General features: G+C 43.9%; 14 protein-coding genes. 5 read left to right on the top strand and 9 right to left on the bottom strand.

Annotated features, from left to right (window positions below; translation table 11 throughout):
* Positions 1-165: 165 nt before the first annotated feature.
* Positions 166-1,053, bottom strand: coding sequence for a dTDP-4-dehydrorhamnose reductase (gene rfbD / locus K1M91_RS18220; protein ID WP_232803691.1), 888 nt, complete (start codon positions 1,051-1,053; stop codon positions 166-168).
* Positions 1,054-1,381: 328 nt separating this feature from the next.
* Between rfbD and K1M91_RS18215 the strand changes: the two genes are divergently transcribed.
* Positions 1,382-1,843, top strand: coding sequence for a cytochrome c5 family protein (locus tag K1M91_RS18215; protein WP_232803690.1), 462 nt, complete (start codon positions 1,382-1,384; stop codon positions 1,841-1,843).
* Between the two features lie 145 nt (positions 1,844-1,988).
* Here K1M91_RS18215 and rep read toward each other — a convergent pair whose 3' ends face one another.
* Together rep and K1M91_RS18205 are read right to left on the bottom strand one after the other, a co-directional pair.
* Entirely contained in the window at positions 1,989-4,007 is a 2,019-nt protein-coding gene (gene rep, locus K1M91_RS18210; protein WP_232803689.1) for a DNA helicase Rep, read from the bottom strand.
* A gap of 235 nt (positions 4,008-4,242) precedes the next feature.
* Entirely contained in the window at positions 4,243-5,010 is a 768-nt protein-coding gene (locus K1M91_RS18205) for a tRNA isopentenyl-2-thiomethyl-A-37 hydroxylase MiaE (protein WP_232803688.1), read from the bottom strand.
* A 205-nt stretch (positions 5,011-5,215) separates the two neighbouring features.
* Between K1M91_RS18205 and K1M91_RS18200 the strand changes: the two genes are divergently transcribed.
* Both K1M91_RS18200 and K1M91_RS18195 read left to right on the top strand, forming a co-directional pair.
* Complete coding sequence (locus tag K1M91_RS18200) at positions 5,216-6,367, top strand: hypothetical protein (protein WP_232803687.1); 1,152 nt, start codon at positions 5,216-5,218, stop codon at positions 6,365-6,367.
* 76 nt (positions 6,368-6,443) lie between these two features.
* Positions 6,444-7,082, top strand: a complete 639-nt coding sequence (locus K1M91_RS18195; protein WP_232803686.1) for a LysE family translocator — start codon at positions 6,444-6,446, stop codon at positions 7,080-7,082.
* Here K1M91_RS18195 and K1M91_RS18190 read toward each other — a convergent pair.
* Entirely contained in the window at positions 7,079-7,366 is a 288-nt protein-coding gene (locus K1M91_RS18190; RefSeq protein ID WP_232803685.1) for a hypothetical protein, read from the bottom strand. The two genes, K1M91_RS18195 and K1M91_RS18190, sit on opposite strands and share 4 nt — an antisense overlap.
* 556 nt (positions 7,367-7,922) lie before the next feature.
* On the opposite strand from K1M91_RS18190, the gene K1M91_RS18185 reads away from it, so the two are divergent.
* A complete protein-coding gene (locus tag K1M91_RS18185) occupies positions 7,923-9,680 on the top strand; it encodes a family 20 glycosylhydrolase (RefSeq protein WP_232803684.1) in 1,758 nt (585 codons plus the stop codon).
* Positions 9,681-10,152: 472 nt separating this feature from the next.
* Here K1M91_RS18185 and K1M91_RS18180 read toward each other — a convergent pair whose 3' ends face one another.
* The 5 genes from K1M91_RS18180 to K1M91_RS18160 form a co-directional block, all read right to left on the bottom strand.
* Positions 10,153-10,857, bottom strand: coding sequence for an ABC transporter ATP-binding protein (locus K1M91_RS18180; protein ID WP_232803683.1), 705 nt, complete (start codon positions 10,855-10,857; stop codon positions 10,153-10,155).
* On the bottom strand, positions 10,857-11,624 hold the full coding sequence (livG, locus tag K1M91_RS18175) for a high-affinity branched-chain amino acid ABC transporter ATP-binding protein LivG (RefSeq protein ID WP_232803682.1): 768 nt from the start codon (positions 11,622-11,624) through the stop codon (positions 10,857-10,859). The genes K1M91_RS18180 and livG overlap by 1 nt, the downstream gene beginning before the upstream one ends.
* Positions 11,617-12,885, bottom strand: a complete 1,269-nt coding sequence (locus K1M91_RS18170) for a high-affinity branched-chain amino acid ABC transporter permease LivM (RefSeq protein WP_232803681.1) — start codon at positions 12,883-12,885, stop codon at positions 11,617-11,619. Before K1M91_RS18170 ends, livG begins: the two co-directional genes overlap by 8 nt.
* Complete coding sequence (gene livH / locus K1M91_RS18165) at positions 12,882-13,808, bottom strand: high-affinity branched-chain amino acid ABC transporter permease LivH (protein ID WP_232803680.1); 927 nt, start codon at positions 13,806-13,808, stop codon at positions 12,882-12,884. Before livH ends, K1M91_RS18170 begins: the two co-directional genes overlap by 4 nt.
* Before the next feature lie 80 nt (positions 13,809-13,888).
* Positions 13,889-15,007, bottom strand: a complete 1,119-nt coding sequence (locus tag K1M91_RS18160) for a branched-chain amino acid ABC transporter substrate-binding protein (RefSeq protein WP_282561184.1) — start codon at positions 15,005-15,007, stop codon at positions 13,889-13,891.
* A gap of 405 nt (positions 15,008-15,412) precedes the next feature.
* Between K1M91_RS18160 and K1M91_RS18155 the strand changes: the two genes are divergently transcribed.
* The gene (locus K1M91_RS18155; RefSeq protein WP_232803679.1) at positions 15,413-16,297 is read left to right on the top strand and encodes a substrate-binding domain-containing protein; all 885 of its coding nucleotides are present in this window, start codon (positions 15,413-15,415) and stop codon (positions 16,295-16,297) included.
* Positions 16,298-16,328: the final 31 nt, after the last annotated feature.

Here is a 16,328-nt window from a genome sequence, read left to right as displayed (position 1 = left end):
TCGCGTAGTTCACTATGCCACAAAGGTGCTGGCCACAACGAACGTTTTGTATAAATACCCAACAATTCGCTGCAAAAGCAATCACGAAAGATCAACAGACCCGAGTTACTCATCGCACGAACTGCGCACTACCACACCAAAAAGTAGCTATAAAATCTAATAATTTTATTTAAACATAATTTCAGATAGCATCCGTTCAACTCCGATAGCCCAGTCGGGCAACTCTAAATCAAATGTTTGCTTAAACTTGCTGGTGTCTAACCGGGAGTTATGTGGACGTTTTGCTGGGGTGGGGAACGCACTGGTAGGTACGCCCTTTACTTCAGTAACAGCGAGTGTGATTCCTGCTTCACGGGCTTTACTAAATACCAATTTCGCGTAGTCATACCAAGTAGTGCTACCCGCAGCAACTAAATGATAAAGTCCAGCGACTTCCGGCTTACTCTTAGCAATACGGATCGCATGAGCGGAACAGTCAGCCAATAACTCCGCACCCGTTGGTGCACCAAACTGGTCATTAATTATTGACATATCACTGCGCTCCTGGCCAAGACGTAACATCGTTTTGGCAAAATTAGCCCCTCGTGCAGCATAAACCCAGCTAGTACGAAAAACGAGATGACGCGAACAAAGTGCTGCCGCATGCTCCCCTGCTAATTTAGTCTCACCATAAGTGTTAAGTGGCGACGTTTGATCCGTTTCAACCCAAGGTTGCTCACCACTACCGTCAAAAACGTAGTCCGTTGAATAATGCACTAACCAAGCACCTAATTTATTTGCTTCTAATGCAATACTCTTAACACTGGTGGCGTTGAGTAATTCAGCGAATGATTTTTCACTTTCAGCCTTATCAACTGCTGTGTGGGCTGCGGCATTAACGATAACATCCGGCTTAACTAAACGAACAGTCTCTGCCACACCGGCAGGATTACTGAAGTCACCACAATAGTCTGTTGAGTCAAAATCAACGGCCGTAAGGTGCCCTAATGGAGCTAATGAACGTTGCAACTCCCATCCTAATTGACCATTTTTACCAAATAATAGAATCTTCATTACATACACTCTCCATCATTTTGCTCAACCTCAAGTTGGTCAGCATTACTGTTAAAATTGTTACTCATACCACTTAACAAGAAGTTAGTTTTCGGGGGGAGTTACCCTGTGAGCATTGATTACATGGCATCGATCATAACTCGGATGCGCTACGACATGAATGATTAGTTGATTTTACAGCGTATTTTATAGTAGTGACATACTTTAAAGGAAGGGTGAACATATGCTCAAACCATTCTTAATCTGGGCGCAATTGTTTATCCCATGCAACATAGCGGTTATAATCGGCTAATATTCTAGGAAGATATAACAACAAGCCTGTAAAGGCATGACAACATTGGAGCAAATTGTGAGTAAATTTCAACACTTATTAACACTTCGTCAGCTAGCTATTGCCACCTTAGCCGTGTTCTCAACACTCAGCTTTGCTACCAGCGCAGACATGTCAGATGAAGCCATTGCAGATCGTATAAAACCTGTTGGTGATGTTTACCTTGATGGCGAGTTACCAGACGTAGCCCCCGCAACTGAAGCAGTAGCAGATGCAGGCCCACGTGATGGCGCCACGGTTTATAATACAAAATGTATGGCTTGTCATGCTACTGGCGCAGCTGGTGCACCAATTAAAGGTGATGCAGGCTTGTGGGCCCCACGCATTGCTCAAGGCAAAGAGACACTTTACACTCATGCGATCAATGGCTTTAATGCCATGCCTGCCAAAGGTACTTGTATGGATTGTTCTGATGATGAAATCAAAGCCGCTGTTGATTTTATGATTAGCGGTCTATAACAACCCCATATTCGGTGTAGGAGCGTCAGTAATGGCGCGATATTGAGCACTCTTTATCGCTGAATGACTTTTGCTCCTACTTATTGAGTATTCGCAGTAAAGCACCAGTGATAACGCACGCTTCATCGCGGAATAAACTCCTCGCCTAAGATTTGTTGAATAACGCTCTTAAATTCGCAATTCCCTTTTGTCCTTTCTCTTGTTTTTGCTCTTTGGTTTGCGTTTGTTGGCCGGTTTTTTCCCATACCACATCATCTTGTGGCAGTTCATGCAGGAAACGACTTGGCTCAGGGCGCAGTGACTCACCATATTGACGACGTTCACGGCACAAGGTGAAGGTCAGCTCTTGTTGAGCCCGAGTGATCCCAACATAAGCGAGGCGACGCTCTTCTTCGATATTGTCTTCATCAATACTGGTTTGATGGGGCAAAAAGCCTTCTTCCATGCCTATCATAAACACAAACGGGAATTCTAAGCCTTTTGAGGCATGTAACGTCATCAGTTGCACTTGATCAGCTTCGTCCTCACCTTCGTTGCGCTCCATCATGTCGCGCAGCATTAAACGGTTAACCACTTGTGCCAAGGTGAACGGCTCTTCTAAGTCATCGCCTTCTAACCAACCAGTGACCCAGCGAAATAGCTCGGATACGTTTTTCATGCGCATTTCCGCCGCTTTGGGGCTAGGGCTGGTTTCGTAAAGCCAATCTTCATAATGAATTGTACGTACCATATCACGTACCGCATCCACCGCACTGCCACGCTCGGCTTGATCTTTAAGCTCCACTAACCAGCGGCTAAAGTTGCGCACCGACTGCAGGCCGCGCCCAGTTAAGGTCTGCTCTAGCCCTAATTCAAAGGTAGCAGCAAACAAGCTGATGTTACGTAGGTTGGCATAGTTACCTAGCTTCTCTAACGTGGCAGGGCCGATTTCTCGGCGTGGTACATTTACGATGCGCAAAAAGGCATTGTCATCATCATGGTTCGCTAACAAGCGCAGGTAGGCCAACATGTCTTTAATTTCTACCCGTGAGAAGAACGAAGTACCACCACTTATTTTGTAAGGGATGCGGTTGGTCATCATGGCTTTTTCTAAAACGCGGCTTTGATGATTACCCCGATACAACACCGCATAGTCTTTAAAGTTGGTGTTGTTCATAAATTTGTGGCCCATTAACTCCGCCACCACACGCTCTGACTCATGCTCTTCATCTTTGGCATACAGCACTCGTAGTGGCTCGCCGTAATGTAATTCACTAAACAGCGCCTTTTCATATTCGTGAGGATTATTGGCGATCAAGATATTGGCTGATTTGAGAATTCGCTGGGTCGAGCGGTAATTCTGCTCTAATTTAATCAAACGCAAATTGGGGTAATCGGTTTTCAGCAGCACCAAGTTTTGCGGCCTTGCCCCGCGCCATGAATAAATCGATTGGTCATCGTCACCCACCACGGTAAAGCGCGCGCGCTCACCTACCAGTAATTTAACCAATTCATATTGGCTGGTATTGGTATCTTGATATTCATCCACTAGCAGGTATTGAATTTTTTGCTGCCAGCGTAACCGCACTTCTTCTTTAAACTTAAGCAACATGGTTGGCATTAAGATCAAGTCATCAAAATCGAGTGCATTATAAGCCGTTAGATGACGCTGATATTTTTCATAGGCTTGAGCGAAGATAATTTGGTCGGCGCCGCGGGCTAGTTTGATCGCTTGCGGCGGTAAGATCAGATCGTTTTTCCAGTTAGATATTTGCGTAACCAATTGCGACAGCAAGTCTTTGTCTTCTTTCAGCTCTTTCTCGGTCAGCTCTTTAAGTAGCGCAAGTGAGTCTTGATCGTCAAACAACGAAAAACCCGGCTTAATTCCAATCACCTTGTGTTCTTTACGAATAATATCTAAGCCGAGGGTATGAAAGGTCGACACCATTACACCTTTAGCGGCTTTTTTGCCTAAGGTTTGCGCCACTCGCTCTTTCATTTCACGCGCGGCTTTATTAGTAAAGGTGACGGCTGCAATGGTCTTTGGATTGTAGTTACACTGCTGTACGAGATAAGCAATTTTATTGGTGATCACCCGTGTTTTACCACTGCCCGCACCGGCTAATACTAAACAAGGGCCTGAGATATATTTAACCGCCTCATCTTGGCGTGGATTCATTTGCATAATCGTCCCCCCGTAGGAGCGGTATTTATACCGCGAATGCTCTTAAATATCGCAGCATAAATGCTGCACCTTGTATGTTGAACTTGTTGATTCGTGTTTTTTGTAGGAGCAGAGTATTAAACAGCATCGGGCACACTACAGTGAGATGCACCGTTATAGAATTCTGTTAGTAGGAACGGTATTTATAACGCGGATGTGCTTAAACATCGCAGTATAAATGCTGCTCCTACATTTATTAAGCAACACTAGGCACACCGCTATGAAATTTAAAATCGGTATCTGGGCTAGTAATCAGCTCCGCTTCCGCTTGACCTATTAAGGCAACCCGCTCGCTAATGTCATCCGGTGAGATTTGCTGCGCCAAGGTTAAGTAATCTTGATAATGGCGCGCTTCAGAGCGCAATAGTGAGATATAAAATTTATTCATATCGTCATCAAGGTGTGGCGCAAGCTTAGCAAAACGCTCACAAGAGCGAGCTTCAATGTAAGCACCAATAATCAACTTGTCCACCAATGCTTGGGGTTCGTAAGTACGCACTTGCTTAAGTAAGCCTTTAGCGTAACGACCAGCGCGGATATTTTCGTAAGGGATCCCGCGCGCATCCATGATTTCTAGCACTTGGTAAAAATGATGCAACTCTTCTTTAATCAGTAGCACCATTTTGTCGATCAAATCTTGGCTATAAGGAGAATCACTTTTTGCCATGATGCTTTTAGAGATGTTGCTCTTTCCTTTCAAACTGGCTAAGTCACCTTTTTTACGATAAGCAAAATCTTCATAAGGACTAAACCAATCTAATAAAGTCTGAGCACTTTCAGGTGTCACCGCGTATTTACGAATCAAAAACATCGCCGACTGCCCTGCTTTTAGTTCACACATTAAGTGGTCGACTAATAGTACTGTTAGGTTTTCAGCTTTTACCGCTTCTTCTACCCAAGCATCCGGAGTGGTGCAGTGTAAAAACTGATGGATCGGCTCTAATAACTGTTCAACTTCGCTCACGGCGCACTCCAACTAGGTCACGAAAATTTTCGCAGAGGGTAGCATATTTGCTAATTTGAAGCGAAAACAACAGACGTGAAAAAGTCACTTGCAACAGCACACAACACCATACTATGGCATGAGATAATAATATTGCAGATCACAAAACTGTCATACTTGGTGCTTACCATGCGCGCTGTATCTTAAACCACAAGGAAGTAAGCAAATGAAGCTACCAAAACTATTATTAGGCTCTTTAATAGGCCAATGCTTGATTGCTGGGTTGTTGGTATTAACTTTTATCAAAGGGGCTAATAACTTAGAAGCACAACAAACTAATGTTCAGCGCTATCAAGAAATCAAGGCCAAAATTGCCATTGATATTAAACAAACCGTGATTGACTACCTTAATACAGGTGACGCGACTATCTTAGCCAAGGCAGAGGCACAGCTTGAGGTGCTAGAAAACTCTTTACGCCAAATTAATAATGAGAAAACCGCCAGTATTATCTATCAAGTGGCGTTACTACGACTCGATCTAAGCCAAAAATACCGCGCTGCTGGTAAGTTAGGTAACAATGCTCAAGCTGTACTGGTAAACGCTGAGCGCGAATTAGCTGACAACGTCAAACTACTCGCTGAATACGGTGAAAAAGCCATGGATATAAACCCTGGCGTAGCAATGCAATATCAAATGCTAGCAGCGGAAATGGCACAATCTGCCCATGTATTAAGTTTATTGCGCAGCCAATACCTCAATAGCCGCAGCGAGAAAACACAAAGCAGCATTGCCTTTCAGTTATCACAATTAAAAACACAAGTGAAACATACCCAAGGGTTAAGCCCATTAGGCTTAATGGATACCGTTAATGACAGCGACGATTTCTTTGGTACCGATGACAGCGAGATCGCAAGAGATCAAATTATTACTATTACCGATAACCTGAATAGCTTAATTCAACGCTATCCAAAAGAGATTGATTACACCCAGCAGCAGCTGGCACAAACTCAAGTGCTAAAAGATGAATTACTTACGCGCACCAATCAAGTTGCGTTAAATATAAAATCTATTGAACACAACCTATTTGGCGTAAAATCTAATGCTTTTGTTAATACGCAATACACCCTTTATATTCTAATAGCCCTTTCGGTATTAATGGCTATCGCGCACTTTATTAGCCAGCACCACCTGTTTCACCGCCCACTTAACCGCTTTCATACGGCCTTACGTAGACAAGCCGAGAACGGTGGTGTGTTTAGTATCGAGCAGCACAACTTTAGAGGTGACATCAGCCAATTAGTGGCCGACTATAACCGACTGGTAGAACAGACAAAAACAAAAATGTCGCGATTAAAACTGCTGTATCAAACCACTTAAGATCCGACTCTTTCGCTTCACACTTGCCGCCAGTATCAATATTGACGATACTGGCGTTTTTGGATGAGATTTCGCGATGCCATTAGAGCTTTGGTTTACATTATTTCTTATTTGCTGTTTAGGTGCCGCTAGCCCCGGCCCCAGCCTCGCCCTAGTCATGCGCAACACCCTTTCTTTTGGTCGTCACGCAGGTATTAAGACAGCGTTTAGTCACGCCTTAGGGGTAGGTATTTGGGCCATATTGAGTATCTCAGGGGTCGCATTGCTGATGATCAACACGCCGAGTTTGTTTAATTTAGTGAAGCTCGCCGGTGGTTTATTCTTACTCTATTTAGGCTGGAAAACTTGGTGTAGCGTGAAACACACCACCAAAATTGAAGCCGGAGTTGTACAGCAGCCAAGCCCGTCACCTTGGTCAGACGGCTTTATGATGGCGCTACTCAGCCCCAAAATTGCGTTATTTTTTATTGCCTTATTTAGTCAATTTGTGAGTGCAGAAAATGGCTTAACCAGTCAGATTATTATTTTTGTTACTGTCGCTGGCGTTGACTTTCTTTGGTACTTACTAATTGCTTGTGTTATCGGGCAACCTATAGTGGTGAAGTATTTAGAACAACAGCAGAAACTAATAGCGGTCAGCACAGCGCTAGTACTGACCTTATTTGCTGCTTACATGGTGGTTGACTCAAGCTTACTATTGCTAAGTGCCAGTTAAACTGATTCTGGCCCTTTGCCATGCTTTTTATAAGGCTTTAAAAAACTGCCTGCGGGGGCCGGCTCAATATCAAATTGTGGTTTATGACGTTTAACCACACTACCGCTATTAATTCCGACAATAGAGTGAGTCAATCCCACTTTTGTTTTCATAAAGGAGCCGCTAGGCGGCGCGTTTAATGCGGCAATATCTTGTGGCTTTCCCGTGCCTGATAAACTTGGTGCACTATATCCACCAACGGATGCCGACGCTCCCGAGCTTCTAAAATAACTTTTAGCCATCATTATTTCCCTTTGCTTGTTGATACATGGCACGACTAACAACCAAAATAATTAGATCGTAAACAATTGTTATGAACAATCGTTGTCAACAAATGTTGTAAACCTAAGCTAACCCAGTTGTATTGCGTATTATCAATATTGATTCAGTTGTACCTCTAACGGGAACATACTGACGAGTGCCGTATCATGTTGTGCTCATTATTTGTTCAGGTAGAACAAATCCAGACTAGCACCATCTTATCAAAAAGTAAAAGAAGTCGCTTTATTTACAATAACTTAACAAAAAAACCACAAAGCATAACTGCCATTTTTTGCGATTATAATCAGCTGAATTTTAAAGACTAACTAAGTAAAACGAAAACCTCACCTTGTTTCGATTACGTATAAACGTTAATCGATTGCTTAAAAAACAACCTTTCATTAACTTTAGTTGGTGAGATTCAACTTTCTCAAAAGCATGGATGTTTAAAACTATCAAACTTACAAACATTAACTTGATAGTTTAAAACATAATTAGGTATGCTCAACACCAGATAATCTGATAGAAATAGAGGTAGGCATGTCGTTAGCTGTTTTTCCACAACCTAAATATTGGCAACCTCAGGCAGGGGTATTTGCGCTACCTAGCCAATGGCCTGAGCAAGCGCTCAACTGCAGTAGTTTATTCCCGAGTTGGGTAGAGGAAACATTAAATGTCGCCCTAACGCCGCAACAGTTTGAAATTTCTATTTCACCTACCCTAGTAAAAGTGCGTTATGGCTGTACTCAAGGGCGGCTCTATGCACTCTATACGTTAAAGCAACTATGCCAACATGGTTCCGACTTACCCTGTGGTCAGATTATTGATGCGCCAGACTACCCTGGGCGCGGTATTTTGTTAGATATTAGCCGCGATAAAATCCCGTCGTTAACGCATTTATTTTCACTGATTGATCTCTGGTCTGAATTACGTATCAATCAGTTGCAACTGTATACCGAACACACTTTCGCTTGGTCGCAACATCAAACCGTGTGGGCAGACAAATCCCCCATGACAGCAGAAGAAATCCAGCAAGTAGACCAGTACTGTCAAAGCAAAGGCATAGAGTTAATCATTAACGTGGCCACCTTTGGTCATATGGAGCGCTGGCTCGCCCACCCTGAATATAAGCATTTAGCCGAGCAAACCACTGGCTTTTATGATCAGCGCGGTGATTTTCGTCCTTTTTCTTTTGGCCTTAATCCCGTTAGTGATGAGTCGGTTAACTTTGTTAGCGGCCTAATTGATGAACTGGTGCCGAACTTTACCAGTCAAACCATCAATATTAACTTTGATGAAACCATGGACTTAGGCGTCAGTGCCAGTAAAGCCGCCTGTGAGGCGACCAGTAAAGGGCAAGTGTACGTTGACTATCTTAACAAGATCCTCAAATTGACCAGAGCCAAAGGGCTACACACGCAGATATTCAGTGACATGCTGTTTCAATATCCCGATATATTGGCGCAATTACCGAGCAACTTGACCTTACTTAACTGGGGCTATGAGGCTGATCACCCTTATGACGAGGAGCATCAGCAGCTCGCTAAAACCGGATTACCCTTCCAAGTTGTGGTATCAACTTGTTGCTTTGCCTCTGTTTCTGGCCGCTGGCAAAATACCAAAACCCATATGTTACGCGCGGCCAAATCTGGCTTGCGATTTGGCGCAACAGGTTATCAAATATCAGAATGGGGCGATATGGGCCATGCCCAACAAGATATTTTCCCTTATGCTGGCTACCTATACGGCGCGGGTTTGGCTTGGAATATAGAGCAAAATGAGCAAGCCGATGTAACATTCTGGCTCAATCATTTTGTTTGCCAAGGTGACGAACAAGCCGCATTCTGGGCACTGCGCTTGCAAGATATCTATTTAGATTTAGGCATTGATACACCTAATGCCTGCTTTCTTGGCCCGCTATTGTTTGATCAAAAATTTCGCCGCCACCTGCGCCGCTCAGAAAATTTAACTGATGCGGGATTCGATCGTGCGCAATCGCAACTAACGCTTTGCTTAGAGGAACTAGCAGAAGGCACCACAACCGCTATTCGTGAACAGCTGATTTTTACCGCTAAATTACTCCATCATGGCGTGTTACTCGGCAAGCAAATGTTGCTGCAACACACCCGCGCCATTGAAGAATTTGATTCTGCCAGCAAGCAAGTATTAGCAGCGGACTTAGCGCCATTATTGCCCCAATATAAAGCCTTATGGCTGGCAACCAATCGCGCAGGCGGTTTAGCAGATAGCGTTGGCCGATTGGAATACTTGCACAGCCTTTATACCCAATCAACTTGAAGATGCATGTTTCAGAGCGCCACCGTGTTTCCAATACTAGGCGCGCCAATGCAGGAATGTAGGCACCTTTTAAATTAGCGTAACAACGTAGTGGATACACGGTGGCGCTCCCAAGGGGCAAGTTTTACAGGCGTTTATGCCGCGTGATTGATTTTGATAAGGGGAAAGCCATTACCTGCAATCAATGCCTTGCCTAAACGCCTGTAAACTCTTGCTGAAATCAAGCATCTCCAGGTTAATTGGGTATATGCCGCTGGTAATTAGTCGAGTCGGTTTACTGAATTGCGACCATGCTGAAATGGTGCGTTTGCTAGTAAAATGTCTTTTTCAGGGACGAAAAAGCCAAGCCTACACGGATGTACTTGCGGCGATTTTGCGAAAAAACACACTGTTTCCATGGGCTGAAGGAATGGAGTTAATAGCCGTAGAAAATCGTTTACTACGGCTATTGATTGTTCTTAGTGAAGATAAATTAACCACCAAGGTATGCTTTGCGTACTTCCTCATTGGTGAGTAGGTTAGCGCCAGTATCTTCCAGTACAATGCGACCATTTTCAATTACATAGCCGCGATCAGACAAACGTAATGCTTGGTTAGCATTTTGCTCAACCAAAAATACCGTAATGCCTTTTTCACGCAGTTTTTCAATGATATCGAAAATTTGTTGGATAATAATTGGCGCTAAACCCAGCGAAGGCTCATCCAAAAACAACAGCCTAGGCTTGCTCATTAACGCCCGCCCCATCGCCAGCATTTGTTGCTCACCGCCCGACATAGTGCCAGCACGTTGATGCTTACGCTCTAACAAACGTGGAAACAGCTCGTATACCTCTTGCTCCAAACGCGCAAATTCCGCTTTATCATCAAGAAAAAAGCCGCCCATATGCAGATTTTCTTCTACTGTTAAGCGAGCAAAAATACGCCGCCCTTCCGGCACAATAGCAATGTCTTTACGCATAATTTGCGAAGTCGATTGCTGATGAATAGGCTCACCTTCAAAAAGGATCTCACCATTGCTGGCTTTCGGGTCGCCACAAATAGTCATTAACAGCGTGGTTTTACCCGCACCATTAGCACCGATTAAACTAACAATTTCACCCGCTCCTACACTGATATTCACATCATGCAGGGCTTGGATCTGACCATAATGGGCCGATACATTTTTAAGCTCTAACATTAAAACTCCCCTAGATAAGCTTTGATCACATCAGGGTTGGATTGAATTTCTTTCGGCGTCCCATTGGCAAGTGGACAACCTTGGTTCACCACATAAATACGGTCAGAAATTCCCATCACTAACTTCATGTCATGCTCAATTAATAATATCGAGATCTTATGCTGATCGCGTAATTCCACAATTAGCTCATCTAGCTCATCGGTCTCAGCAGGGTTTAACCCAGCTGCTGGCTCATCTAACATCAGAAGGCTAGGCTGTGTCATCATGCAGCGAGCAATTTCTAAACGACGCTGCTGGCCATAAGCAAGATTACCCGCTTGGCGGTTAGCAAATTCGGCTAAACCAATGCGCTCCAACCAATTAGCCGCGCGCTCAATCCCCTCTGCTTCCGCTTTTTTAAAGCTTTTGGTCTTAAATAACCCAGAGAGAAAATTAGTATTCAGGTGACGATGCTGTGCCACCAGTAAATTTTCTACCACGGTCATATCTTTAAACAAGCGCACATGCTGAAAAGTGCGCACCATGCCCTTGCGAGAAATGACATGACCCGGTAATTGTTGCACAGGCTCACCACGATAAATTACCTGCCCAGCTGTTGGCTTATAAAAGCCAGTTAAGCAGTTAAACACCGTGGTTTTACCGGCGCCATTGGGGCCGATGACAGAAATAATTTCCTGTTCATTAACTTCTAAAGCAACATTGTTCACAGCCAATAAGCCGCCAAAGCGCATAGTTAGGCCTGAAACCTCTAATAATTTATTATCCATTGCGCATCTCCATTTTTGGACGGGTCATGGGTAATAAACCTTGTGGACGCCAAATCATCATAAATACCATCATTAAACCAAACATCAGCATGCGGTATTCATTAAACTCACGCGCCATTTCCGGCAAGATAGTCATAATAATTGCCGCTAAGATCACGCCAATTTGTGAGCCCATGCCACCTAACACCACAATGGCTAAAATAATGGCAGATTCAATAAAGGTGAAAGATTCTGGGCTAATGAAACCTTGTCGAGCAGCAAAAAAGCTTCCCGCAAAGCCAGCGAAAGCCGCACCAATAGTAAAGGCTGATAGCTTAATAATGGTTGGGTTTAAGCCCAGTGAACGACAGGCTATTTCATCTTCGCGTAAGGCTTCCCAAGCACGACCAATGGGCATGCGTAATAAACGGTTAATCACAAACACCGTTAATACCACCAGCAGCACTGCAGCAAGATACACAAATATCACTTTATAAGTTGAACTGTAATCGATACCAAAAAAATCGTGGAATAGTGTTGCTTCGTCACTCGACGGCCGGCGGTTAAACTCTAAACCAAATAAGGTTGGCTTATCAATTTGGCTGATACCATTGGGGCCACCGGTAAGATCGGTCATATTGTTTAACATGATGCGAATAATTTCGCCAAAACCTAGCGTAACAATGGCAAGATAATCGCCCCTTAGCCGCAGCACCGGGAAACCGAGCAAGAAACCAAATAAGGCCGCTAAACAACCGGCAATCGGCAATGCCGTCCAAAAGCCAACACCAAAGTAAGTATTTAATATACCGTAGGTATAAGCGCCAACGGCATAAAAGCCGACGTAACCTAAATCAAGTAAACCGGCTAAGCCCACCACAACATTGAGGCCTAAACCCAACATCACGTAAATCAGCGTTAAAGTGGCTAAGTCAACCGCACCGCGCGAGGCCACAAATGGCCAAATCAACAGGCCAGCCAGTGCCGCAATAGTCAAAAAGCGATATAAAGTTGGCTTCTCTTCAGGCGCAGGTAATTTAAAACCTGAATCTTGGCCCTTACTTTTAATACCGCTAAACACACGGCTGATCGGCGCTTTAAATAGCTGAGTGAAAAACACCAAAATAACACCGACAATTACCCAAGTGGTATGGGCCGCATCATTTAATATAATCCGCAGACCATCGGGTTGATTATCAAGTTGTAGCCCTAACAGCCAACTGGTTAAAATCAGCATTACCACCGAAGCGATAAGCGCATCAATAAAACTGGATTTGCTCATACTTTTTCAACCTCCGGCTTACCTAGAATGCCGGTTGGCATAAACAACAATACAAAACACAGCAGACCAAAGGACACCACATCTTTGTATTCAGAGCTAAAGTAGCCCGCCGTAATCGCTTCGGTGATCCCAAGAATGAGGCCACCCAGAACAGCTCCGGGGATGCTGCCGATACCACCCAATACCGCAGCAGTAAACGCTTTTAGTCCCGCCATAAAGCCAAGATAAGGATTAATGACACCGTAATACATACTTAGTAATACACCCGCTACGGCGGCCAATGCAGCGCCAATAACAAACGTAATGGAAATGACTTTATTGGTATTGATACCCAATAGGTTGGCCATACCTATGTCTTCAGCACACGCGCGACAAGCACGGCCCATTTTTGATTTAGAAATAAAAGCTGTCAGTACCGTCATAGAAATGAAAGTCACGACAAATATCACCACTTGCATGTAAGACAGGGTGACATTAAAAGCATCGGCAGGGCCAATGGTCCAACCGCCGGTGATCAAACTTGGCATAGCAATATCGCGTGAACCTTGCGCTAAACGGACAAAGTTTTGCAAAAATATCGACATACCAATGGCGGAAATAAGCGGAATTAGACGGTTACCACCACGTAAGGGTCGATAAGCAACCCGTTCAATGCTCCAGCCATAAGCACTGGTGATCATGATACTCAAGGCAAAAGCCGCGATAAGCAGCAAAACTAAGCTATCGATACCTAACATGGCGAGACCTGCAAGCACAAAAAAAGCAGCATAGCTGCCTATCATGTAAACCTCACCGTGAGCGAAGTTGATCATACCGATAATGCCATACACCATGGTATAACCAATGGCGATCAAGGCATAAGTACTGCCAATAGTGACACCATTTAAAATCTGTTGAAGAAAGTAATAAAACTGCTCAGACATAATGTCCTCAACTTAACAAACTAAGCCAGGCTTAACTGGCTTAGTGATAAAGCCGAGCAGGGCTCGGCTGGGAGTTTAACTTATTGATTTTGCGTTGAGGTGCCATCTTTATGCCAAGTGAACACACCAAATTCAAAACCCTTTAGGTCACCCTTACTATCCCACTGCAAATCGCCCATTACGGTTTTAGCAACGTTGCCACGTAAGTATTCCGCTAGCTCAAATGGATCTTCTTTACCTGCTTTCATACCTTGTGCCATCGCTTGAATGGCGGCATAACCAGTCCATACAAACGGGCCTGTCGCGTCTTCACCTTTCGCGACAATGTGGTCAACTACCGCTTTGTTAGCAGGATCCAAATCGTACTTCTTCGGTAATGTCACTAATAAACCTTCAGAAGCTTCACCCGCAATGGAGGAAATATCTTTGTTACCTACGCCCTCAGGTCCCATGAATGTGGCATCTAAGCCTTTTTCTTTCGATTGACGCAGCAATAAACCTAGCTCAGGGTGGTAGCCACCGTAATAAACAAAGTCAACATCTAGCTTTTTCAATTTAGCAATGATCGCTGAAAAATCTTTATCGCCCGCAGTGATACCTTCAAACGCCACCACTGGAACATTTGCAGCTTCAAGCCCTACTTTCACCGACGAAGCAATACCTTCACCGTATTGTTGCTTATCATGAATAACCGCTACTTTTTTCGGCTTCACATGCTCAACAATATACTTGGCAGCGGTTGGCCCTTGGTCACTGTCTAATCCTATAGTACGGAAAACTAATTCATAACCTCGACCCGTGATTTCAGGACTGGTTGAAGCGGCGGTAATGAGCAGGATACCTTCATCTTCATAAATATCTGACGCTGGTTGGGTGGCACTGGAACATAAGTGACCTAATACGTATTGTGCACCGTCGTTAACAATTTTATTTGCAACAGCAACCGCTTGCTTAGGATCACAAGCATCATCATAAATAACGGCTTCTAATTGTTTTCCGTTGATGCCACCAGCTTTATTAATCATTTCGATGGCGGCATTACCACCGGTAAATTGCATATCACCATACTGCGCCACAGGCCCTGTTACAGGGCCCGCCATGGCTATTTTAATTGTATCGGCAGCATTGGCTAAGGCCGAAGAGCCCAATAATGCTATTGAAACGGCGACGCCAGCTGCGGTTTTAGTCCACTTATTCATTCAACCCTTCTCCATCAATTTTGAATTCATTATTATTTAGTAACAAACTGATTACGCCTTTTTAGTGTGGCCAGTCAGCTTCAACCTAACCTTTTTAACACCTTGAATATTAGATGAACAAATCCAACTACGTAAAATTTGTTGCGGATCAGATCTTTAACTGCGACATTTTGAGCTTAAAAAACTATCAATATCAGTCAATAAATCCACACAAGAAAGAATTTGTCGATTTACATTTTATTAACAAAGCAATCAAACAAGATAAAAAACCAGAAGTAAATTTTTAATCAGCGTCAAAACGGGTCATAACATTTAGTGCACAAAATTAAATACAGCCCTGTATGCAGATGATATATTTGCGGAACGCTGTATTTATAATCAATAAAACTATCAATGGTGGCTGATATGTGGCAGAAATTTGTTTTACTAATATTCGCTCTAACCTGCCTTAATGCATGCTCACCTACGCCAGCAAAAATTGCTTTGTCTTTACCTGACTTAAACAATCCCTACTTTCAAACCATCGCAACAAGTGCCAAAGCATACAGTCAATCCCGGGGTTATCAGTTGGTATTGATCCACAGTAATGGCAGCAGCCATACTGAGTTTGAACAAGCCGTTGCCGCTAAGAAACAAGGAGCACAAGTGCTGATTATTGTGCCCAGTAAAGCCGATGGTTCGATCAAAACGATCCAATATGCAAACCAAGTTAATTGGCCCGTGATCAGCTTGGATCGCAATGTTAATGGTGGAAAAGTCGTGCAACACATTAGCTCTGATAATTATATGGGCGGTAAAATGGCAGCAGAGTTTTTACTAGCGATGACCAAACGACAAGGTTCGCTATTAGAGCTTACTGGTCCCAGCGATATCTCCGTGACGCTGGACCGCAGCCAAGGTTTTGCCGATGTACTTGGAGCTTACCAACTTCCCAGCAGCATTAAAGCTGATGCAGGTTTTAGCCAACAAAAAGCGCGGCAAGTCACCGCAGAGATGTTAGCGCAACACCGCCATATTAGCGGTATCTTTGCCCATAATGATGAAATGGCATTAGGCGCAGCGGCTTTATCCCAGACAAAAAATATTACCATTATTGGTTTTGATGGCACAAAATCGGGCCTCAGAGGCATTGCACAAAACGTCTACGATGCAACCTTAGTGCAACAGCCCGAAGTAATGATAACCACCGCCATTAACAGCGCGGTTAACATTATTAATGGTGCAAGGCCAGTCCCTTACCTCAAAATTCCATTACGCCTGCATACAAATTCCCCCCTTAATAATAAGTGACAGCAAGCCGCAGCGATAAAACACAGTTCGG

The organism is Motilimonas sp. E26 (assembly GCF_021278025.1).
Taxonomy (GTDB): Bacteria; Pseudomonadota; Gammaproteobacteria; order Enterobacterales; family CBDFNC01; genus Motilimonas.
The sequence above is the reverse complement of the archived record's forward strand: the minus strand, read 5'-3'. Positions and strand labels throughout refer to the sequence as shown.